The 21,330-nt window shown below is 55.9% G+C and carries 18 protein-coding genes; 6 read left to right on the top strand and 12 right to left on the bottom strand.

Translation table 11 applies throughout. The features are described from left to right. Positions 1-191 precede the first annotated feature (191 nt). The 3 genes from fdnG to fdnI are packed head-to-tail and all read left to right on the top strand — an operon-like array spanning position 192 to position 4,782. Positions 192-3,239 carry a formate dehydrogenase-N subunit alpha gene (fdnG, locus tag GA0061071_RS11095; protein ID WP_088237563.1) on the top strand — a complete coding sequence of 1,016 codons (3,048 nt, stop codon included), beginning with the start codon at positions 192-194 and terminating at the stop codon, positions 3,237-3,239. A 9-nt stretch (positions 3,240-3,248) separates the two neighbouring features. Beyond that, positions 3,249-4,133 carry a formate dehydrogenase subunit beta gene (gene fdxH / locus GA0061071_RS11100; protein WP_088237562.1) on the top strand — a complete coding sequence of 295 codons (885 nt, stop codon included), beginning with the start codon at positions 3,249-3,251 and terminating at the stop codon, positions 4,131-4,133. After that, positions 4,126-4,782: a formate dehydrogenase-N subunit gamma gene (gene fdnI, locus GA0061071_RS11105; protein WP_088237561.1), complete on the top strand. Its 657-nt coding sequence runs from the start codon at positions 4,126-4,128 to the stop codon at positions 4,780-4,782. Before fdxH ends, fdnI begins: the two co-directional genes overlap by 8 nt. A 39-nt stretch (positions 4,783-4,821) precedes the next feature. On the opposite strand, the gene GA0061071_RS11110 is transcribed toward fdnI, so the two are convergent. Continuing rightward, positions 4,822-5,274, bottom strand: coding sequence for a GNAT family N-acetyltransferase (locus tag GA0061071_RS11110; RefSeq protein ID WP_061495904.1), 453 nt, complete (start codon positions 5,272-5,274; stop codon positions 4,822-4,824). A gap of 225 nt (positions 5,275-5,499) precedes the next feature. Between GA0061071_RS11110 and araJ the strand changes: the two genes are divergently transcribed. Then, a complete protein-coding gene (gene araJ, locus GA0061071_RS11115) occupies positions 5,500-6,669 on the top strand; it encodes an MFS transporter AraJ (RefSeq protein WP_061495902.1) in 1,170 nt (389 codons plus the stop codon). A gap of 69 nt (positions 6,670-6,738) precedes the next feature. Here araJ and GA0061071_RS11120 read toward each other — a convergent pair whose 3' ends face one another. The 7 genes from GA0061071_RS11120 to GA0061071_RS11150 all read right to left on the bottom strand — a co-directional run bounded on the left by GA0061071_RS11120 (position 6,739) and on the right by GA0061071_RS11150 (position 14,434). Then, positions 6,739-7,830 (bottom strand): alkylhydroperoxidase domain protein, encoded by a 1,092-nt coding sequence (locus GA0061071_RS11120; RefSeq protein WP_061495900.1) that lies wholly within the window; start codon positions 7,828-7,830, stop codon positions 6,739-6,741. Positions 7,831-7,839: 9 nt separating this feature from the next. Then, the gene (locus GA0061071_RS11125; protein WP_088237560.1) at positions 7,840-8,829 is read right to left on the bottom strand and encodes a putative FMN-dependent luciferase-like monooxygenase; all 990 of its coding nucleotides are present in this window, start codon (positions 8,827-8,829) and stop codon (positions 7,840-7,842) included. Continuing rightward, the gene (locus GA0061071_RS11130) at positions 8,826-10,433 is read right to left on the bottom strand and encodes a dipeptide ABC transporter ATP-binding protein (protein ID WP_088237559.1); all 1,608 of its coding nucleotides are present in this window, start codon (positions 10,431-10,433) and stop codon (positions 8,826-8,828) included. Before GA0061071_RS11130 ends, GA0061071_RS11125 begins: the two co-directional genes overlap by 4 nt. Beyond that, positions 10,430-11,281, bottom strand: a complete 852-nt coding sequence (locus tag GA0061071_RS11135; protein WP_088237558.1) for an ABC transporter permease — start codon at positions 11,279-11,281, stop codon at positions 10,430-10,432. Before GA0061071_RS11135 ends, GA0061071_RS11130 begins: the two co-directional genes overlap by 4 nt. Next, entirely contained in the window at positions 11,278-12,222 is a 945-nt protein-coding gene (locus tag GA0061071_RS11140; protein WP_061495892.1) for an ABC transporter permease, read from the bottom strand. The genes GA0061071_RS11135 and GA0061071_RS11140 overlap by 4 nt, the downstream gene beginning before the upstream one ends. A gap of 11 nt (positions 12,223-12,233) precedes the next feature. After that, positions 12,234-13,856, bottom strand: a complete 1,623-nt coding sequence (locus tag GA0061071_RS11145) for a TIGR04028 family ABC transporter substrate-binding protein (RefSeq protein ID WP_088237557.1) — start codon at positions 13,854-13,856, stop codon at positions 12,234-12,236. A gap of 143 nt (positions 13,857-13,999) precedes the next feature. Beyond that, on the bottom strand, positions 14,000-14,434 hold the full coding sequence (locus GA0061071_RS11150) for a VOC family protein (RefSeq protein WP_061495888.1): 435 nt from the start codon (positions 14,432-14,434) through the stop codon (positions 14,000-14,002). Between the two features lie 211 nt (positions 14,435-14,645). On the opposite strand from GA0061071_RS11150, the gene GA0061071_RS11155 reads away from it, so the two are divergent. After that, positions 14,646-15,248, top strand: a complete 603-nt coding sequence (locus GA0061071_RS11155) for an inorganic diphosphatase (protein ID WP_061495886.1) — start codon at positions 14,646-14,648, stop codon at positions 15,246-15,248. Positions 15,249-15,290: 42 nt separating this feature from the next. Here GA0061071_RS11155 and GA0061071_RS11160 read toward each other — a convergent pair whose 3' ends face one another. From GA0061071_RS11160 to GA0061071_RS11170, 3 genes are all read right to left on the bottom strand, one after another. After that, on the bottom strand, positions 15,291-16,109 hold the full coding sequence (locus GA0061071_RS11160; RefSeq protein WP_088237556.1) for a CPBP family intramembrane glutamic endopeptidase: 819 nt from the start codon (positions 16,107-16,109) through the stop codon (positions 15,291-15,293). An 80-nt stretch (positions 16,110-16,189) separates the two neighbouring features. Continuing rightward, positions 16,190-17,902 (bottom strand): ABC-F family ATP-binding cassette domain-containing protein, encoded by a 1,713-nt coding sequence (locus tag GA0061071_RS11165; protein ID WP_088237555.1) that lies wholly within the window; start codon positions 17,900-17,902, stop codon positions 16,190-16,192. A gap of 345 nt (positions 17,903-18,247) precedes the next feature. Continuing rightward, entirely contained in the window at positions 18,248-18,979 is a 732-nt protein-coding gene (locus GA0061071_RS11170; RefSeq protein WP_088237554.1) for an SDR family NAD(P)-dependent oxidoreductase, read from the bottom strand. Positions 18,980-19,078: 99 nt separating this feature from the next. On the opposite strand from GA0061071_RS11170, the gene GA0061071_RS11175 reads away from it, so the two are divergent. Next, positions 19,079-19,468, top strand: a complete 390-nt coding sequence (locus GA0061071_RS11175) for a winged helix-turn-helix transcriptional regulator (RefSeq protein ID WP_061495878.1) — start codon at positions 19,079-19,081, stop codon at positions 19,466-19,468. A gap of 54 nt (positions 19,469-19,522) precedes the next feature. Here GA0061071_RS11175 and GA0061071_RS11180 read toward each other — a convergent pair whose 3' ends face one another. Further along, positions 19,523-21,226, bottom strand: a complete 1,704-nt coding sequence (locus GA0061071_RS11180; protein WP_061495876.1) for an NAD-dependent malic enzyme — start codon at positions 21,224-21,226, stop codon at positions 19,523-19,525. Between the last annotated feature and the right edge of the window lie 104 nt (positions 21,227-21,330).

Below are 21,330 nucleotides of genomic sequence, written 5' to 3' on the forward strand. Positions count from 1 at the left end.
TAACAAAACCTCACCTTATAACACAGTTACTTGTTGCCGGGCGAATGACGTAATCCTTAAGGATAAGAAAAACCCCACAGCGGCGACTATTAGGTATCAGCCCCCGGCGGTTATTGATTTATCGCAATTACCACACCGTATGGAATGTTTAGTTTCCCGCCCGAAGTCGAAAACCAATAATGAGGAAAGCAATGGACGTCAGCCGCAGACAATTTTTCCGCATCTGCGCGGGCGGTATGGCAGGAACCACAGTTGCCGCATTGGGGTTTGCCCCGAAAATGGCGCTGGCTCAAACGCGAAATTATAAATTGCTTCGCGCAAAAGAGACCCGAAATTCCTGTACATACTGCTCCGTGGGTTGTGGGCTCGTCATGTATAGCCTGGGAGATGGCGCAAAAAACGCCAAAGAGACCATTTACCACATTGAAGGGGATGCCGATCATCCGGTCAGCCGGGGCGCATTGTGCCCGAAAGGCGCTGGCTTGCTGGATTACGTACACAGCGAAAACCGCCTGCGTTACCCGGAATACCGCGCACCCGGCTCGAATAAATGGCAGCGCATCTCCTGGGATGACGCCTTCAGCCGTATTGCCCGTCTGATGAAAGACGACCGCGATGCGCATTTTATGGAAACCAACGCCACAGGGGTGACAGTCAATCGCTGGCTCTCTACGGGTATGCTTTGCGCATCAGCGGCAAGCAATGAAACCGGTATGCTGACACAAAAATTTGTGCGCGCCCTCGGCATGCTGGCGGTAGATAACCAGGCGCGTGTCTGACACGGACCAACGGTAGCAAGTCTTGCTCCAACATTTGGTCGCGGTGCGATGACCAACCACTGGGTTGATATCAAAAATGCCAACGTGGTGATGGTGATGGGCGGTAACGCCGCTGAAGCCCACCCGGTCGGTTTCCGCTGGGCAATGGAAGCCAAAAATAACAATGATGCCACGCTGATTGTGGTCGATCCGCGCTTTACGCGTACTGCATCGGTGGCTGATATTTACGCGCCAATCCGCTCCGGGACGGATATCACCTTCCTCTCCGGTGTACTGCGCTACCTGATCGAACATAACAAGATTAACGCCGAATACGTCAAACATTACACCAACGCCAGCCTGCTGGTGCGGGATGATTTTGCCTTTGAAGAGGGTTTATTCAGCGGTTACGACGCGCAGAAACGCCAGTATGACAAGTCATCATGGAACTATCAGTTTGATGAAAACGGCTACGCCAAACGCGATGACACCCTCAGCCACCCGCGCTGTGTGTGGAACCTGCTGAAACAGCATGTCTCACGCTATACCCCGGAAACCGTCGAGAACATTTGCGGCACGCCGCAAGCGGACTTCCTGAAAGTGTGTAACGTGCTGGCCTCAACCAGCGCAGCCGATCGCACCACCACCTTCCTCTATGCCTTAGGCTGGACGCAACACACCGTTGGCGCGCAGAACATCCGCACCATGGCGATGATCCAGTTACTGCTGGGCAATATGGGTATGGCTGGCGGCGGGGTGAATGCATTGCGCGGGCACTCCAATATCCAGGGGTTAACGGACCTCGGTCTGCTGTCGACCAGCCTGCCAGGTTACCTTACGCTGCCGTCGGAAAAACAGACGGATTTGCAGCAATACCTGAGCGCGAATACGCCGAAAGCGATGCTGCCGGATCAGGTGAACTACTGGAGCAACTACCCGAAATTCTTTGTCAGTCTGATGAAGTCGTTCTACGGCGATGCCGCGCAGAAAGAGAATAACTGGGGCTTCGACTGGCTGCCGAAGTGGGATCAGTCTTACGACGTCATCAAGTATTTCCACATGATGGCGAAGGGGGAAGTCACTGGCTACATCTGCCAGGGCTTTAACCCGGTAGCCTCGTTCCCGGACAAAAACAACGTCGTCAGCACCCTGAGCAAGCTCAAATATATGGTGGTGATCGACCCGCTGGTGACGGAAACCTCCACCTTCTGGCAGAACCACGGTGAGATGAACGATGTCGATCCGGCGACGATTGCCACGGAAGTGTTCCGTTTGCCGTCGACCTGTTTTGCCGAAGAGGATGGCTCTATTGCTAACTCCGGACGCTGGTTGCAGTGGCACTGGAAAGGTCAGGATGCGCCGGGAGAAGCATTGAATGACGGTGAAATTCTGGCCGGGATTTTCCACCGCCTGCGTGATATGTACCGTATGGAAGGCGGAAAAGGTGCGGAACCGCTGCTGAAAATGTCATGGAACTACAGCCAGCCCCACAATCCACACACGGAAGAGGTGGCGAAAGAGAACAACGGCTATGCGCTGGCGGATCTGTACGATCCCAACGGTCAGTTGCTGGCGAAAAAAGGGCAACTGCTGAACAGTTTCGCACTGCTGCGCGATGATGGCACTACGTCTTCGTCCTGCTGGATCTACAGCGGTAGCTGGACTGAACAGGGCAATCAGATGGCGAATCGCGATAACGCCGATCCGTCGGGGCTGGGCAATACGCTGGGCTGGGCGTGGGCATGGCCAATGAACCGCCGTGTGCTGTACAACCGCGCCTCCGCCGATCCGCAAGGGAAACCCTGGGATGCGAAACGGATGTTGATCCAGTGGAACGGCACGAAATGGCACGGTAACGATATTCCGGACTTTTCTACCGCGCCGCCAGGCAGCAATACCGGGCCGTTTATCATGCAGCAGGAAGGGTTGGGCCGCCTGTTTGCGCTTGATAAGCTGGCGGAAGGGCCCTTCCCGGAACACTACGAACCGGTCGAAACCCCGATTGGCACGAACCCGTTGCACCCGAATGTGGTCTCCAGCCCGGTAGTTCGGTTGTACGCGGAAGATGCGAAACGAATGGGGAAAAAAGATCGCTTCCCGTATGTCGGCACCACCTATCGCCTGACCGAACACTTCCATACCTGGACCAAACATGCGCGTCTGAACGCCATCGCCCAACCGCAGCAGTTCGTTGAAATCAGCGAAACGTTGGCAGCGGCAAAAGGCATTGCTAATGGCGATCGGGTAACGGTGAGCAGCCAGCGTGGGTTTATCCGCGCGGTGGCAGTCGTCACGCGGCGTCTGCGTACGTTGCAGGTTCACGGTCAGCCTGTGGAAACTATCGGCATCCCGCTGCACTGGGGTTTTGAAGGCGTGGCGCAGAAGGGGTATATCGCCAACACCCTGACGCCAAACGTCGGTGATGCGAACTCGCAAACACCGGAATATAAGGCGTTTTTAGTGAATATTGAGAAGGCGTAAGGGGCGAGTATGACAATGGAAACTCAGGACATTATCAAACGCTCCGCAACCAACCCGGTGACGCCGCCCCCACGGGCGCGCGATCACAAAGCGGAAATCGCCAAGCTGATCGACGTCTCCACCTGCGTAGGCTGCAAAGCCTGCCAGGTGGCCTGCTCGGAGTGGAACGATATCCGCGATGAGGTGGGGCACTGCGTCGGGGTTTACGATAACCCCGCCGATCTCAGCGCCAAATCCTGGACGGTGATGCGTTTTAGCGAAACCGAACAGAATGGCAAGCTGGAGTGGTTAATCCGCAAAGACGGTTGTATGCACTGTGCGGATCCCGGCTGCCTGAAGGCATGCCCGTCCGCCGGGGCGATCATTCAGTACGCGAATGGCATTGTCGACTTCCAGCAGGAGAACTGCATCGGTTGCGGTTATTGCATCGCTGGCTGTCCGTTTAATGTCCCTCGCCTCAATAAAGAGGATAACCGGGTCTATAAATGCACGCTGTGCGTCGATCGCGTCAGTGTGGGTCAGGAGCCAGCTTGTGTGAAAACCTGCCCGACAGGTGCCATTCATTTTGGCACCAAAGAGGAGATGCTGGAGTTGGGGCAACAGCGGGTTGAGAAGCTGAAAGCGCGGGGTTACGCCAACGCAGGGCTGTATAACCCGCAGGGGGTCGGCGGTACGCATGTGATGTATGTGCTGCATCATGCCGATCAGCCGCAGCTTTATCACAATCTGCCGAAAGATCCGCATATCGATACGGCGGTCGGGTTGTGGAAAGGGGTGTTAAAACCGCTCTCTGCCGCCGGCTTTATCGCCACCTTCGCCGGGCTGATTTATCACTACGTCGGCATCGGGCCGAACAAAGAAGTGGATGACGACGAGGAGTCCCCCCATGAGTAAGTCGAAAATGATTGTGCGCACAAAGTTTATTGACCGCGCCTGTCACTGGACGGTGGTTATCTGCTTTTTCCTTGTCGCCTTGTCCGGGATTTCGTTCTTCTTCCCGACGCTGCAATGGCTGACAGAAACGTTCGGTACACCGCAGATGGGACGTATTCTGCACCCGTTCTTTGGTGTGGTGGTGTTCATAGCGCTGATGTGTATGTTTGTGCGTTTTGTTCATCACAACATCCCGGACAAGCAGGATCTGCCGTGGCTGAAAAACATCGTCGAGGTGTTAAAAGGCAATGAGCACAAAGTGGCGAAAGTCGGGAAATACAACGCCGGGCAGAAAATGATGTTCTGGACCATCATGAGCATGATGACCGTGCTGCTGGTCACTGGCGTCATCATCTGGCGACCTTACTTTGCGCACTATTTTCCCATTCAGGTGATCCGCTACAGTCTGCTGCTGCACGCCACCTCGGCCATTATTTTAATCCATGCCATCCTGATCCATATGTATATGGCGTTCTGGGTGAAAGGCTCCATTAAAGGCATGGTGGAAGGTAAGGTCAGCCGCCGTTGGGCGCAAAAACATCATCCGCGCTGGTACCGTGAGGTCGAGCGAATGGAAGCCAAAAAAGAGAGCACGGAAGGCATTAACTAACTGAAAAACTGCGCCAGCACCTCGTCTGGCGCAGACTGCTTACAGAAGGGGTTTATTAAGCAACGTTAAGCGATATACATGCGTTTGCCGCTCAAAAAAACCAAATTTATGGTACAGCGCGTGGGCCTCTTCACGCTCAGAACGAGAGGTCAGTTCGATATAGCGCGCAGCATAAATGCAGGCAAAGGAGAGGGCGGAGCGCAGCAACGCCGTCGCGATGCCACGGCGTCGGAATTCGCTGCCGACAATCACATCTTCGATCATGCATTTCTTGCCAGAGAGCAGTGTCGCACAGACTAAGGTCAACATACCGGCGGGAACGCCATCATCCCAGGCCACAAACAGATGCACCGAGTCAGACGCAAACACGCGTTGAAAGTCTTCCACGCTTAGCGTTGGTGCGTGGGGGGAAAGCTCTGCCAGCAGCCGGGTTAAATCGGTTGCCAGCGTATCGGTAATGGATGACAGTCGTTCAACGCGAAGCGTATGCATGGCTTTCCTGCTCCAGGAAGAGGGAACTCTTTGAGCATAGCCTGGTTTATGCCGGCGCGGCAGTCTGCCGTTACGTTTATTACCGTTCGCACGCCATTCGATATCCGACAGATCAAAAGCGACCGAATCCATGGATTAATGTGCCAGCCGGGACATTTCAACTGGTCTGCCCGGAGCGGATGGTCAATAATGCGAGTCGCAATCTTTTAACAAGTGGTCCGTAGTATGAAAAAAACGGTTTTTTCGTTGGCACTTGCGACCTTTGGTTTAGGCATGGCGGAGTTCGGCATCATGGGCGTCCTCACCGAACTTGCCAGGGATGTCGGTATCTCTATTCCTTCTGCTGGGTACTTAATCTCCGGTTACGCCGTGGGCGTGGTCATTGGCGCGCCGATTATGGCGCTGTTCTCCAGCCGCTTTTCGCTCAAAAAGGTGATGCTGTTTCTGGTCGCGTTGTGCGTCCTTGGTAATGCTATTTTCACCTTTTCCAATTCCTACACGATGTTACTGATTGGCCGGTTAATCTCCGGGTTTCCCCACGGTGCGATTTTTGGCGTCGGCGCGATAATCCTCTCCAAAATTGCGCCGCCGGGCAAAGTGACCATGGCGGTGGCGGGGATGATCGCGGGCATGACCGTCGCCAACCTGGTGGGGATCCCGCTGGGCACCTGGTTGGGGCATGAATTTAGCTGGCGTTACACATTTATGCTGATTGTGTTATTCGATGCAGCAGTGATTGTTTCGGTGATTTTCTGGGTGCCGGACCTGCACGATACTGCGCCAACCCACCTGCGTGAGCAGTTTCATTTTTTGCGAAAACCGGAACCGTGGCTGATTTTTGCCGCCACTATGCTGGGTAATGCCGGGGTGTTTGCCTGGTTCAGCTACGTCAAACCGTTTATGGTGACTATCGCTGGCTTTTCCCCCACCGCAGTGACGTTGATCATGATGCTGATGGGGCTGGGTATGGTGCTGGGCAATATGTTCAGCGGCAGACTATCGGTAAGATTCAGCCCGCTGCGCATTGCGGTTGTGACCGAACTGATTGTGGTGCTGGCAATGCTGGCGCTGTTTGTGCTGGGTGAACATAAGCAGGCGTCGCTGGCAATGGGGTTTGTATGCTGCGCCGGGTTGTTTGCCGTTTCCGCGCCGCTGCAAATTATGCTGCTGCAAAATGCGAAGGGCGGTGAAATGCTCGGCGCAGCAGGCGGGCAGATGGCGTTCAACCTCGGCAATGCCCTCGGCGCCTGGTTCGGCGGGCTGATCATTGCGTTTGGCTTTACCTACAGCTACCTCACACTCCCTGCTGCGCTGTTGTCACTGGCCGCAATGGCGGCCTTGATGATGTACGGGCGTCGTAAAGCCGCGCGCCAGTTGGAACCGGTGGCAGAGTAAACCCGCGTCTTCTCCGGCCTGCAACGCGGGTGATGAAAACCCTTGCAGGCCGGGTCTCGCTGACCCCCATTATGGCAAATAGGGTTCTCCGAGCGTCAGCATCAGGCGGTTAGCCCAGGCAAAAAACGCCGCCGACTGGATCAGATCCAGCTGTTGCAAGGTATCCAGCCCCTGCGCATCCAGTGTCGCCAGATGGGCCGCCGTTAACGCCGGCGGTGTCACCGATAACGCCGCAGCACTCTCAATTTCAGCACCCCAGCGCGCCGATTGCCCCTCGCTTAACGTTTTCCCCGGCGGTACGGCCAGCAACGCTTCTACGGCATTGTCATCCTTCGACAATTGGCTGGTTTTACGCGCATGGACAGAAGCACAATAGATACAACCGTTAATCTTGCTGGCGACCGTCGCGGCCAGTTCACGCTCTGCACGCGGCAGACCACCTGGGGTGTAAAAAATGCCTTTATCCGTTAACGTGCGCTGTTCCAGCACCGGTAAGTTACGCCCTAACAAGCGAAAATAGTCCGAATCGGTATGACCGAACTTTGCCAGAATTGCCTGTTCGTCCGGCGTAAATTCCGCCAGCGGTTTCGCTGCAATCCACGGCTCCCAGCCCAGCTCTTGCTGGGTAAAAGCCACCGGTGCGACTTTGCCACTCTGGGTACGCGGTGCGGTATGCCATACACCTGCGGCTACCGTGCTCTCGCTGGCAGCAACCGGTTTTCCATTCAGCAACCGTAACCCCACCAACAACCGGCTCTGAAAACTGACAAACGCGATCAGTTGCGCCAGCGTGACGATGCTCTGTTTATTCCAGCCAGCGCTCGCCAGCGATTTCAGTGCATCCGGTGTGGCTTTTACCGGAGAGAAGGTGAGCAAGCGGGCAAAATCCAGCGCCGGGGAAAGTCGGGCGGATGTGGGGTCGGCCAGACCAAAACTGGCGTAATGCGCCGCCAGATCGTTGGCGTTGTGCCATTTCGCCACTTTCGCCGCCACAATAAAGCGCTCATCGGCCGGGAAGTCGGCGTTTTCCGCACCAAACAGGGCATCGTAGCTACCCTGTGCGTGAAGCGTCGCGGCATCACGGGTATCGCGGGCGCTGGCCAGTGTGGAACCGGGGGCGATCTCCGCCAGTTCAGCCAGAATATCCTGACGTAAAGCCATCGTGACTCCTTATAAAATATGTGGGGCGACATGCCCGGCAATCAGTTCGATAGAGCGTAATGTGTCCTGATGCGACGGTTCCACAGAGTGAACCTGGAAGGAGATATCGGTTGCGCGCGCCAGAATGCTGTCGTTTTTCAGGGAGGCAACCACCGTTGACGGATCGCCGATATGCGCATCGAACTGGCGAATATAATCCGTGACACTGTCACCAATAACCTCATAACCCGCCGCGCGGTGCTGCTGCGCCTGGCGGGTTAACCCCGGTGTTGCCACCTGCAGCGCATATTCCGTGCTGTCGGCAACAAATGCAGTGCGCGAGGCGAGAATGCGCGGCGCAACACCTGCCGGAAGGGCGTCAAGGTAGGCATCAACCATCGGGTTTTGCAGCGCATCCAGTGTCAGTGAAAGAGCGTCTGCCGGTCGCGGCTGCGTGCGGGAGAGCATTAATCCGTGCCCCGCCTGTCCGGCGCGGATTGCCCCCTCAACGGAAAATGTGGCGATCCATACACGCTCCGCCAGTTGCGGTGCCGGTGGGTAAAGATGATTATCGGGATCGGTCAGTGAATCACCGCGCCAGGCACTCTGGATCAGATGCAGATATTCAGCAAACACGCTTGCTCGCTGGTCAATCGTCAGGCCAAACGGCAGAAACGAGGTCGGCGTACCGCCGGAGCCAAAACCGACTTCCAGTCGCCCGCCGGCCAGCAAATCCAGTACGGCCGCATCTTCCGCCACGCGCAACGGGTTTTCCAGCGGCAGGGTGATGATCGCCGTACCTAAACGGATGCTCTGCGTATGCGCAGCGACATGCGCCAGAAATACCAACGGTGAAGGCAAACCGCCTTCATGCTCATGAAAGTGGTGCTGCGCAATCCACGCACTGTCAAACCCCTGGCGCTCAGCATGGCGGATCTGCTCTGTCGCCAGTCGGTAGCGCTCCTTAGGCGGCGCATCATCCAGTAAACGGGTAAAAAATCCCAGGCGTTTTCGCGTCATGCGAACTCCTCCGTGGCAGGTGAAAAATGGGGAATGGCATTAATCAATTCCCGGGTGTAGTTGTCCTGAGGCGCGGCGAAGAGACTTTCTACCGTTCCGTGTTCGACAACACGGCCATTGCGTAGCACTGTCACGCTGTGCCCAATGCGGCGAACCGTCGCCAGGTCATGTGTAATAAACAGATAGGTCAGCCCGAGTTGCTGCTGTAATTGCTGGAGCAGGGCAAGGATCTGTGCCTGTACGGTCACATCAAGCGCCGAGGTGGCTTCATCCAGCACCAGAATGCCTGGTTCGAGGATGAGGGCGCGGGCAATCGCAACGCGTTGCCGCTGTCCACCTGAGAGTTCATGAGCATAGCGACTTAACAGTTCCGGCGACAACGCAACGCGCCGGACCACGGTTTCCACCCGGCGTTTACGCTCAGCCTTATCGACGGGCTCGAAATTCTTCAGCGGCTCTTCAATGATGTCGAACAGCGTCTGGCGCGGATCCAGCGACGCAAACGGGTTCTGATAAACAAACTGAATTTTGCGGCGTAACTGGCGGCGGGCCTCCTGGCTCAGGTGCGTGGCATCAATGCCATCAATCATCACGCTACCGCTGTCGGCCTGTTCAAATCCCAGCAGAATACGCGCCAGTGTTGTTTTGCCGGATCCAGACTCACCCACCAGCGCATGCGTACTGCCGCGACGGACATCGAAACTGACGCAGTCGAGCGCCTGCAGCGCGTGGCCTTTGCCCAGTGAAAACTGCTTGCTGATCTCCCGCACACGAATAGCCGCCAACGCCAGTGGCTGACCGGATACTGGCGCAATTGTCAGCGCATGGCCCTGAAGATCGCTCAGTAACTGGCGGGTATACGCCTGTTGCGGCGCGCGAATAATATCCGCCGTTGCGCCTTGTTCCTGAATTTCTCCGTGCCTGAAGACCAGTAAACGGTCAGCTCGCTCAGCCGCCAGTGCCAAATCGTGCGTCACAAACAGCACCGCCGTACCGGACTCGCGCCGCAGCCTGTCCAGCAGATCGAGGATCCTTTTTTGCACCGTAACATCGAGCGCGCTGGTGGGTTCATCGGCAATGATCAAGTCCGGTTGCAGTGCAATCGCGATAGCAATTAACACCCGTTGTTTCATGCCGCCGGAGAGTTGATGCGGAAACTGTTTCATCCGCTGTTCCGGGTGGCTCAACCCCACTTTAGTGAGCAATGCCAGCACCTGTTCATCACGTTCACGGGCGCTGATTTTGCTGTGCAGCGTGAGGATTTCTCCCACCTGTGCGCCGATGGTTTTAACCGGGTTAAGCGAATTGCCCGGATCCTGCGGAACAAGGCTGATGCGAGCACCGCGCAGACTATCCAGTCGCCTGGCTGACCACTGGCTTATCGCCTCACCATTAAGCAGGATCGTTCCACTGTCGCGACGGGCATTGTCGGCCAGCAGCCCCATAATCGCCTGCGCGGTAGTGGTTTTTCCTGAGCCGGATTCCCCGACAAACGCCAGCATTTCGCCGCGCTTGAGCGTAAAACTGACGTGATGAACCACCTCTCGCCATTCACGCCCGGTACGGTAACTGAGCGTCAAATCTTCTACGGTAAGCACCGTCATGGACGACCTCCGCTAAGCTGGCGGCTGATGCGGTTCGCCGCCAGCACCACCAAAATAACCACGACGCCGGGGAACGTGGTCAGCCACCAGGCTGTGGATAAATAGTTACGCCCTTCGGCGATCAGCAATCCCCATTCCGGGGTGGGCGGCGGCGTGCCGTAGCCGAGGAAACTGAGGGTGGAGAGGGCGAGGATCGCCTGGCCGAATTGCAGCGTGGCAAAGGCCAGTACTGCGGTCAGCGAGTTCGGTAAAATATGCCGCCACAGCACAGCCAGGAATGTACCGCCACTGCCTCTGGCGGCTTCAACGTAATCGGTATGGCGAATACGCACCACTTCCCCACGCGCCAGACGGGCAAAACTGGCAACCGACGCCACCCCAACCGCAATCGCAGCATTCACAGTGCCGAACCCCAGGAGAATGATCACCGTAAGTGACAACAACAGCGACGGAATAGAGAGCAGCACATCCACCAGGCGCATCAGTAGCGACTCGGTGCGCCCACCAACAGCCCCCGCCATGACGCCCAGCAAGGTGCCGGCCAACAATCCCATTGCCACGGCGGCCAACGCAGCAGAAAGGGAGTGCGACGCACCAAAAATAATCCGGGTATAGAGATCGCGCCCAAGTTGATCGGTGCCCAGCCAGTGGTTGGCCTGGGGTGCCAGCCGTTGTGCACCGGCAATCCCTTCAACGGGACTGTAATGCGTGAACAGCCCCGGAAAAAACGCCGCCGTCACCGCCAGCACTATTATTAGCCAGGCCAGCCATAAGCCGGGCTGCCAGCGAAATACAGGAAATACCTCTACCCGCTTACGGGCGGCAGCTGCGTAGTCAACCAGACTCATAAGGCACCTCCGGTCACCGTTTTCAGCCGTGGGTCAAACCACGGCATAAGGAGATCAACAAGCAGGTTAATCAGCACAAACCCAAGCGCAGAGATCATCACCACGGCCTGTAAAACTGCGATATCCTGGTTATTCACCGCCTGCTGGGTCAGTTGCCCCAGCCCGCCGCGACCAAATACCGTTTCGGTGATCAACGCGCCCGCAATTAACTCACCCAACAGTAAACCGGCAACGTTCAGCACCGGCAGTAACGCGTTACCGGTCACATGCCGCCACAGTACGCCGGTTTCGCTTAAACCTTTCGCCCGCGCCACTGCCACAAACGGCTGCGCGGCAACCTGGTCGAGGCTGCGCATCAGGATCTGCGCCAGCGGTGCGGAGATCGGAATAGCGACCGTGATAATCGGCAGAATCACCCCTTGCAGCGGCGACGGGTTGATAACCGGAACCCACCGCAACTGGAAGGAGAACACCTGAATCAGCGCGATACCGAGCCAGAAGGTTGGCAGCGAGATAAACAGTACTGGCAACGCCTGAATCCCGTTGCTTATGCCACGCAGGAACGGCAGTCGCGAGGCAAATGCCAGGGCAAAGGCCAGCACCACGGCAAGCGCAAATGCGGGAAGGGCGAGGCTCAGTGTTTCGGGCAGATTACTGCGAATCAGTTCGCTCACTGCTACGCCAGCCTGGACCGAATAGCCAAAATCGCCGCGCAACATCGCGAACAGTGTGTGCACATATTGCTGCCACAGCGGGCTATCCGCGCCATAGGCAAGGCGCATCTCCTCGATTTGCGCCGGGCTGAGCCCCAGATCCGGATTTTGAAATTTAATCAGTACCGCGTCGCCCGGCAGCACCTGAAGCAGTACGAAGGAGAGCGTAAAAGCTGCCCACAGTACCAGTAGCCCAAGCCCTGCACGACGCAACAGATAGTGGCTCATCGCTCGCCCCCTTAGTGTTTCGCAATCCACGCGCCGTAAAACGATGGACGCCCCACGGCTTCAAAGTTGACGTTTTTCACCCAGGGTGCGCCAGCAAAGACCTGCGGCTCTTCAAAAATAGGGATCACATAGGCATTTTCCAGCAGATAGCGCTGCGCATCGCCGGTCAGTTGCAGACGTTTTTGTGGGTCAACTTCGGCGGAAATATTTACCAGCAAGGCGTTGAGTTTGTCGTCGCGAAAGCTTTTTACCTTGTCGCTGGATCCGCCCTGTTGCAGCAGCGCGTCGCGGTTGGCAGGGTAGAACATACTTTTCACCACATCCGGATCGGCACGGCCGACTTCCGAAACGGTAAGCGGCGTTTTCAGCGGGTCAAGGTTATCGAGCGTGCGGCTGCCTGCATCACCGGCTTTGACCGTCAGCGCCACGCCGACCTGACGCCATTGCTGCGCCACCAGTTGCAGTACCTCTTTGTTTTGTGGCTGCGGCAGTGACTCATAAATGGTCAACGCCAGCGGTTGACCCTCTTTGGTGCGGATCCCGTTCGCTGCGGTTTTCCAGCCTGCGTCATCAAGTAACTGCCGGGCTTTGACCGGGTCAAATTTCAGTGCATCGCTAAGGTTGACGTAACCCGCAGCAGTGTGGGCAATAACCGAAGTGGCTTGCGGGTAATTGGCAGAGAAGAGGGTGTCGACGACCTGTTTCGCATTTGTCGCATGGAGTAAGGCCTGGCGCACGCGTAGATCGGCAACCAGCGGATTATCCGGGCGGAAACTGATGCTGTCGTTGACGCCACGAGTTGGCGGCGCATAGATGGCAAAGCCTTGTTCCGTGGCCTGTTTTTCATCATAGGCCTGTACCTGACGAATAAAACCGGCCTGTCCCGCCAGTAACGCGCCAATGCGCACGCTGTCTTCCGGCGTAACGATGAATTTAATACCATCCAGATTGGCCGGGCCTTGCTGGGCACTATTTTTTGGTCCCCACTGATACGCTTTACGCGCCTGTAGCGTCACTTCACGCCCCAGTTTCTCGTCCGTCACCACAAACGGCCCGGAGCCGATAATATGCCGCGCATCACCCAGCTCATCGAAGTTGCGCTGCAACGTGCTGAGGGAAACCAGCCCTGACCCGATTGTCGCAGTGCCTTGCAGGAACCCCGGCGATGGTTTTTTAAAGTAGAATTTCACCGTCTGCGCATCAATCACTTCACTGTGATCGTAATTATTAATGACTTCCGATACCGGCAAGCGCTGCGCTTTGTTGCCGAGTCCGTAAGTGTCGAAGTTTTTCGCCACAGCAGCCGCATCAAGCGGAGTGCCATCTGAAAAGGTGACGCCAGGGCGAATTTTAAAGGTGTATTCCGTTTTGTCGGCGTTGGTGGTCCAGCTTTCAGCAATCCACGGTTCCACCTGCAACGTTTGCGGGTTCTGCCAGGTCAGCTTGTCAGTGATCTGGTTGAGGATGCCGCCGTTAGGGTAAAACCCGCCAGCCGGGGGATACAAATTGGTGTGCGCTTGCTGTTCAAGGTAAATCAGGGTACCGCCTTTAACCGGCGTTTCCGCCGCAAAGGCCTGAACCGAACTGACGGTAATCAGCGCCGTCAGCAGCGGTAAACGAAAAGCGATGTGCATGGTGAATTCCTTTGTTATCTATTGTCTTAGCCTCGAAAGCATCTTCCGGTGTGGCTGATAACAAGGGAACAAAGGAATTGAGATAAGCATTTCAGAAAAGAGCAAAACGCGCGGCAGGCCTGTATATCAGGCCTGAGAACGCGTCAACGCAGCCAGGGCGTGACCGTCAGTCCGACCAGCAGACCTTCAGGGCCAAGCAACCGCGTCACGCTTTGCCCCCACGGCTCCAGGCGGTTTGCCACCAGTAACTGATACCCTTTTTTCATCAGTATATCGGTAGCCGAAGTCAGATCGTCGACTTCGAACTCAATCCAGCCTTGCGGAACCGGATGTGTATCCGGCCATACCGAAGTACCGAAACAGGAGGCTGCCGCCTGGTCCAGTGGCCACAGAGCAAAGTGCTTTGCCCCCGTCAGCGCATCGTGATCGGCGACCAGGTAGTCGCTGTTGCCTTCCATCGGTTTCAGCGGCAAGCCAAGGGTTTGCTGATAAAAGTCCTGACTGTCGCTCACGCGTTGGGGGATGGGGCCGAACCCGGCGATAAACAGCACGTCAAGCCCGGGAATAGACGTTGTCATAAAGCACCTCCATTGGGTAAAAAAGGGGGCGCAGGCCCCACTCCTGGATGCAATATCCGGTAATTCATCGCGTAAAGCAATCACCCGGTCGCGTCTGAAAAGAGTGCATTCCAGCCTGTTTTTCGGGCGAATCATCAACGCGTCGCTGTCATGCTGCTGTCATCATTTGTCGCCAAATTGTTGCTTTCTCTCAACAAAAGAGTGATTAACAATGCATCTGGTGAAAAATGTCCTCGCAGCCAGCCTTTTTCTCTCCGCGTATGCGCAGGCTGACAATATTCTTGCATTCCCGCAGCCGCAAAATACCCCGGACGAGTTTTACGCGGTGACCGAAATCCCGGCGGGCAGCATGATCAAATATGAAACCGACGCGAAAACCGGTTTTATCGTCGTTGACCGTTTTCAGTCCATGCCGGTGGCTTACCCGGCGAACTACGGTTCGCTCACGCAGTCACTGGCAGGTGATGGCGATCCGCTGGATGTGATTTTTTACACCCGTGCGCCACTGGCCCCCGGTACGCTGATTAAACTGCGTCCCATCGGCGTGCTGAAAATGGTGGATGGCGGCGAGACCGACGACAAAATCGTGGCGGTTCCGGCCAGTAAAATCGACCCGACTTATGACGATATTAAAACCGTTACCGACCTGCCCAAAATTGAGCAGGATCGACTGGAAGCCTTCTTCCGCGTCTATAAACAGTTGCCTGACGGTCGCAAAAAAGTGGAGCTGAGTGGCTTTAACGACGCCGCCACGGCAAAGCAGGAGATCAAAGGGGCATGGGATGCCTGGAAGGCGAAAAACCCGCAAAAATAAGCGACCCAGCGATGGCCCGCACGGGGCCATCCTGTCGCCAGTTTACTGGCGTACATACATCGGGTAGGTGAAGAGCAATAAATGGCAGATATTCAGCGCGAAATGAAACAGTACTGCTACCCAGAGACGCCCGCTCCACATCCAGGCAAGACCGTAAATTACCCCGGCCAGGCTGGCAAAAATCACCAGCAACATACCGCCTGCGACATGTACGCTACCAAAGATAAGCGCCTGTATCACCAGCGCAACAACCGGGTGCATAAGCCCTGCTAACCGCTGTTGCAAATAGCCGCGAAACAGCGCTTCTTCCGCCAGAGAGACAAAGAACAGATTGGCCAGGGCGAATGGCAATAACCACTGGGGCCAGTGAGGTTCAATTTTTAACCCGCCCAACAGGACAGCCAGCAACAACAAGGCCGGAACGGAAAGAAGCAATACCAGCCATTGCCATAGCGGGCGGTGCGTTGGGATTTCACGGACGAATAGCGTTCTGGTACAGATCAGCAGAACAAACGGCGTTAACGCTTTATCAACATTAAAATAGAGCGTGAAGGGGGCGCTTTGCGGCCCCGCTTTAACCAAATCCAGTACCTTTGGATTGTGAAAACCGGGCATAAGATGGAGCGTCAGCGCAACGGCCAGCACCACCAGCAGACACTCAAGAGTCCGCTGTATCGCAGGGCGTTGCGGGAGAGTGAACCCCGTCATACTGATCGCCGCCAGCAGAATAATGATCCCGGCAGCCCAGAGTTCGATAACACCAAGCCAGCCCGCCCACACGGTGGCGGCAAGCAATAACCCAACGGCGATTTTTTTGTTAAATGACAGAGTCAATAAAGCAAGTGCAAGTAGTATCCACATACTCATCCCGGATGTGTTAATGAGAAAAACGCCTGGGGAGAATAAACCAGGCCGTGCAACGTTGTACGGCCTGGTTTAGATTACGTCAATTGCCTGTTAATACGTGTTATCTCCTCACGCCATTGCGCCTGTAGCTGCGGTTTCTGGTGTTTCGGTTTGCGGGCCAGATCCTCTGCCAGGCGCGTTTCCAGCTCAATAAGCCGTGCCAGCAGGGTATCCTGTTCGTCCGCGACCTCCGTCACGGTGTGTTGCGACCGGGCAGTTGCATTGAGGGTGCCAGCGCTTTCCCGCAATCGCTCATACACGGCTTGCACATCATGCCACTCCTGCAACTCACCGTTTTCCACCAGCCAGAAACGGTTACAGCTTGCGCTGATTAATTGACGATCGTGGCTCACCAGCAGCACACCACCGCTGAACTGTTGCAGCGTGTGCGCCAGCGCTTCTTTACCGGCCATATCCAGATGGTTGGTGGGTTCATCCAGCAACAGCAGGTTAAACCGTGCCAGCGACAGGCCAACAAACAACAACCGCGAACGCTCACCGCCGCTCAGCGTCGCAACGCGCTGCCCATGACGCGCCCATGCAAAACCGGCGCTGATCAGCGCCATTTTGCGATCCTCCGGCGCAGGGGCGAAGGGTTCCAAAGCCTCAAACAGCGTGGCCTCATCCGGCAACTGGTGCAGCGTCTGATCGTAGTAACCGGCCTGCAAACGTGGGTGCAGGCGCAACGTCGCTGGATTTTGCTGGCGGTACGCCTGCCAGATTAACCGCAGCAGCGAGGATTTCCCGCAGCCATTACGCCCGACAATGGCGACCCGATCGCCGCTCTTCAGACGGGCGAGGGGAACGTGAAACAACGCCGGTAAACCCACCGCGGGCGCAACCGGCAACTGTTCCATTTCCAGCAGACGATCCGCCGGTAACGCCTCACCATGCAGCGCAAGCGTCCACCGGCTTCCGGCGGTCAGTTCCGTCTGACTCTCTTTCAGGCGCTCAACCTGTTTTTCCATCTGTTTGGCTTTGCGCGACAGGTCTTCATTGTCATAAACCCGCCCCCATGTCGCCAGCCGTTTGGCGCTGGCGGTAACGCGATCGATCTCCTTTTGCTCCGCTTTATGCCGCAGTGCGTCACTCTCATCCCGATCCTCCAGCGCAAGACGCGCCGCACTACAGGGTAATGCGAAGCAATGCAGCGTATGGTCACGCAGGATCCAGGTGCCGTTGGTCACTGCATCCAGCAGAGAAGCATCGTGTGAGACCATGACAAAACTGCCGGACCAGTTTTGTAAAAACTGCTCCAGCCATAGCAACGTAGGCAGATCAAGGTGGTTACCGGGCTCGTCCAGCAGGAGAAGATCCGGTTCGCGGATTAATGCCCGCGCCAACAACAAGCGGGTATGCTGACCACCGCTCAGCGTCGCCGCTGTCAGGGCAATCTCCTGCGGGCTCAGTCCCATACTGGCCAGTAACGCTTCGCCTCGCCAGCGCTGGCTCTCCCGTTCCGTTTCAGGGATCTGCGCCAGTACCGCCTCCAACAGCGTGACAGGCAGTAACTCAGCGGGGAGATGTTGTTCCACGCGGGCTAACAGACAATGGTGCGCCACCGTCACAGTACCGGAAAGGGGGGACAGCGAACCGTCCAGTACCTTCAACAGCGTGCTTTTACCGCAGCCATTGTCACCAATAAGGCCAAGGCGATCGCCTTTTTTCAGGGTAAAGGAGAGTTCGGAGAATAACGGACCGAAAGCCGTTTCAACACGGATTGATTGTGCAGATAGTAAAGTGCTCATTGCTTACTCAAGAGTTACAGGCATGTGTATGCCTCGTCAAACATCGCTGACGATAACCCGGTAAGCCCAAGGGAAGGGGATTGTGTCTTCGCTCAAGCAGAAGTTATCGCAGCACGATACCGATAACGCTTGAGCAGGTGCGATCACCAAGAGTATGTGAAACATAAAACAGTTCACAATACAGCATAATTAGCCTCCTTTTATATTCAGTAAGTTGATGGGTGAAAGGAGTGTAGCGGGGAAATAAATGATTTGCCAGTGTCGCCGGTACGTACCGCGTGCAAAAGCCGCCTTCACAGCCATCCGCAGATGGCTGTGAAGAGGCAACTGGCGCTAAACGCACCGTCAAACCTGGGTCATTCCGCCATCCACACAGATCTCTGCCCCTGCAATGTAGCTGCTCTCATCGCTCGCCAGAAAGAGCGCTGCGTTGGCCACTTCATCGGGTTTGCCCATTCTGTGTAGCGGGATATTACGGGTTAACGCGTCGCGAACCTCATCAGTGACAGCCGCCATCATCTCGGTGTCAATTGGACCCGGCGCAACAACGTTAATGCGAATACCGCGGCTGGAGAGTTCACGTGTCCAGGTCCGGGCAAATGAACGCAGCGCCGCTTTACTGGCGCCGTAAACACCGTATCCCTCCGTGCCGATCGTATCGGCTATCGAACCGATAAGCACCACGCTCGCACCGGGCTGCAACAGCGGCAGCGCGGCCTGCAAGGCAAACACAGGCGAACGAACATTCAGACCAAATATCTGGTCAAAATGCGCTTCGCTGATTTCCCCGAGGGTGGCGTATTCCGACATTCCGGCATTAATCACCAGTACATCAATGCGACCCGCTTGCGCCTTAACCGTTGCCATAATGCGGGCCAGTTCGCTTTGTTGACTCACATCCGCGCGCAGCGGCATGGAAACGCCTGACAGGGTGCGACTGGCTACCTGGAGCTCCTCATCACGGCGTGAAGTAAACCAGGTTGTTGCCCCTTCACGGGTGAAACGCTGGCTGATTGCCAGGCCAATGCCTTTTGCACCGCCAAGCACCACAGCCACTTTATTGTCTAATCTGCCCATCTGTTCTCTCCGGTTTGAGTGGAAAACAGATGATATAAATTTTATACTTAATATCAATTACGCACTTTGTTTATATCTGATATCGCGGAGTATATCGCTATGGAGAAAATTGACTGTAACAGCCTGAACAATGTGGGAAAAACCCGCTGGGTACTGGAACACATCACCAATAAATGGTCGATTATGATCCTCACGGTACTCTGCACTGAACCTGCCCGCTTTAATGAAATCCGCCGTCGGCTGGATGGCATTACCCACAAAGCGCTGGCGGATGCGCTAAAACGGTTGGAGCGCAATGGACTGGTGCGCCGTGAAGTACTGCCGACTTCGCCGGTGGGCGTGGAGTACAGCATCACACCGCTGGCGCAGACGCTACAACAACCGTTTATGGCACTGAATGATTGGGCACTGGAGTACGGTCCGGCACTGGAGCGAGCGCAGGCGGCCTACGATCTTGTCCATGCCAATGAAGAAACAACAACGGATTAGGTGATCAGCGCGGGCACACCCGGAGCACAGCGACTCCGGGTGGAAAACAGGCGGTTAGATCGAGGTACGGCGATAGCTGCGGTACTTCGGCTCCCAGAAGTTATCATTAATGGCTTGTTCCAGCGCTTCGGCAGAGGTTTTCACCGCCAGGCCTTGTTGCTGTGCCATTTTGCCGACGGCAAACGCAATAGCGCGCGACACTTTCTGAATATCTTTCAGCTCCGGCAACACCAGCCCTTCGCCATTAAGCAGCAACGGCGAGTATTCTGCCAGCGTTTCACTTGCCGCCATCAGCATTTCATCGGTAATGCGTGACGCCCCTGCGGAGATCACCCCCAGACCAATGCCAGGGAAGATATAGGCGTTGTTGCACTGTGCAATTGGGTAGGTTTTCTCTTTCCACTGCACCGGCGCAAACGGGCTACCGGTTGCGACCAACGCCATACCGTCAGTCCAACTGATGATGTCCTGCGGCGTCGCTTCCACACGGGAGGTCGGGTTAGAGAGCGGCATAATAATCGGGCGCGGGCAGTGTTTGTGCATTTCACGGATGATCTCTTCCGTGAACAGCCCGGTCTGACCGGAAACGCCAATCAAAATGTCCGGTTTCACATTGCGCACCACATCCAGCAGGGAGATGGCTTCGCTCTGGGTTTCGCGATCCCAGTTTTGCAGATTTTCACGTTTCTGCACCAGCTTGCTCTGGAACGGCAGCAAGTTTGGCATTTCGTCGGTCAGCAGACCAAAGCGATCCACCATATAGACTTTCTGGCGTGCATCCGCTTCGCTCAGACCTTCGCGCTGGGTCTGCGCAATAATCTGCTCGGCAATCCCGCAGCCAGCGGAACCCGCGCCGAGGAAGACGATTTTCTGCTGGCTCAACTGGCTGCCCGCTGCGCGGCTGGCGGCAATCAGTGTCCCGACAGTCACGGCTGCGGTTCCCTGAATATCATCGTTAAACGAGCAGATTTCGTTGCGGTAGCGATTCAACAGCGGCATGGCGTTTTTCTGCGCAAAATCTTCAAATTGCAGCAGCACATCCGGCCAGCGTTGTTTGACCGCCTGGATAAATTCATCGACAAACGCGTAGTACTCATCCCCCGTAATACGTGGGTGGCGCGAGCCCATATACAGCGGATCGTTAATCAGTTGCTGGTTGTTGGTACCAACGTCCAGCACCACCGGCAGGGTATACGCCGGGCTGATCCCGCCGCAGGAGGTATAAAGCGAGAGCTTACCGATTGGAATGCCCATTCCGCCAATCCCCTGGTCGCCCAGGCCAAGGATGCGCTCGCCGTCGGTGACAACAATCACTTTGATATTGTGGTTGGGGACGTTTTGCAGAATGTCGTCCATGTTGCCGCGATTCTGCCAGGAGATAAACACGCCGCGCGCGCGACGGTAAATGTCCGAAAAACGTTCACAAGCCCAACCGACCGTTGGGGTATAGATCACCGGCATCATCTCTTCGAGATGGTTATCCACCAGGCGATAGAAAAGGGTTTCGTTCGTGTCCTGGATGTTACGCAGGTAAATGTGCTTATCAATATCGGTTTTAAAACCCTGATATTGTAGCCAGGCACGTTCCGCCTGTTCTTCAATCGTTTCAACCACTTCGGGCAACAGACCCAGCAGGTTGAAGCTGCTGCGCTCTTCCATGCTGAAGGCGCTGCCTTTGTTCAGCAGGGGAAACTCCAGCAACACGGGGCCGGCATAGGGGATATACAACGATCGGTTTTTATTATGTTTGGCATTCATCTTACTGCTCCTTTATCAACGATCACTCCGCGTGGCATAGCGTAGCGGGTGGGTACTGCGGCGGGCGCAAGTATAAAGCATCAATACGGTAAATACTTCCTATT

The organism is Kosakonia oryzendophytica (assembly GCF_900094925.1).
Lineage (GTDB): Bacteria > Pseudomonadota > Gammaproteobacteria > Enterobacterales > Enterobacteriaceae > Kosakonia > Kosakonia oryzendophytica.